Annotated in this window: 1 pseudogene; it reads left to right on the top strand. The window is 69.8% G+C overall.

Annotated elements, in window-relative coordinates:
- Positions 1-23 precede the first annotated feature (23 nt).
- A pseudogene (locus tag A5780_RS25015) lies at positions 24-1,165 on the top strand (hypothetical protein); the annotation flags it as partial.

The following is a 1,165-nucleotide window of genomic DNA, read 5'->3' as shown; positions in this document are numbered from 1 at the left end:
CGGCGGCCGCCGCTCTGCGCCGCATGGACTCTCCGCTGGTCGATCCGGGAGAGGAGGCCAAATACCGGGTCGACACCTTGCTGCTGGACTATCAGGCCCGCCTCAAGAGCGGTCTGGACACCGTGGGTGTGCAGGCGCGGCTGGCCGAGGCGGTGTCGGTGATGACCGAGAAAGACCGCGAGATCGCCCGCGAGCGGGGCAAACAGATCCGCAAAAACCCGGCCGAGGCGCGTAAGCCGTTGTGGCCCGATCACGTCAACCGCGACGAGCTCGCCACGACCGTGCGCGCGTATGCGGCGCTGGCGCCGATCGTGGAGGCCCGCATCGCCCTCGATCCCGACGGCAAGGACCCCGAGGCGAGGTGGGACAAAGACCAGCGGCAGCGGGCCGAGGTGATGCGCGCTCAGATCGACAAGGCGATCAAGTCGGGCAAGGGTTTGGCCGATATCGAGCGTGACCAGCTGCGCGCCGTGCTCACCGATATCGAGGCCGGGAAAACTCAGGTGCCGGACACGCTGCTGGCCGATGACCGGTCCGCGGCCGCGATCGAGCGCGAACGCCGCGACAACTACGCGCGTGCCTACGCCGAGGAAAACCGCCGCGAGATCGAAAAAATCTTGTCGACCGCGGCCGCGCCCGAGGGCACTGTCCGCGCAGTCCGCGACGACCTCAACCGTGTGGTCCTCGCGCAGACCGCGCTGGCGGCCGGGCGCACCAGTCGCGACGACTACGAAGCCACCCAAGCCGAGGAACAGCTGCGCAACAGCATGATCACTGCCGGGGTGCCCGAACACGTCCGCCTCGACGTGAACCAATTCCTCGCCGTCGAAAACGACGCCTGCGAGAAGAAAGGCGAGCGCGCACGCGCCGTCCAGGACCAGTGGGCCGGTCGCCGAGAAAAGGTCGCCGCCGAACGCAATCCCGGCCCGCCCTCCTACGACAGCCCCGAACGCCTCGCGCTGCTGGAGTACAACCTGCGCCAGGCCGGACTGACTGAGGACCAGCGCGCTCAGCGCCTGGCCGCTGCGGCCGGGCGGGCCAAGCCGCCGAGTGAAGCGGTGAAGCCGCCCACCCCGGAGGCACGAGCGCGCCAGACCGCCCCGGGGACTGGGCTCGCGCAGGCCTACAACCGCGACCGTGACCGCGACACCGGTCACGGTCGCGG

It is taken from the genome of Nocardia sp. 852002-20019_SCH5090214 (assembly GCF_001665865.1).
Classification (GTDB): domain Bacteria; phylum Actinomycetota; class Actinomycetes; order Mycobacteriales; family Mycobacteriaceae; genus Nocardia; species Nocardia nova.
The sequence above is the reverse complement of the archived record's forward strand: the minus strand, read 5'-3'. Positions and strand labels throughout refer to the sequence as shown.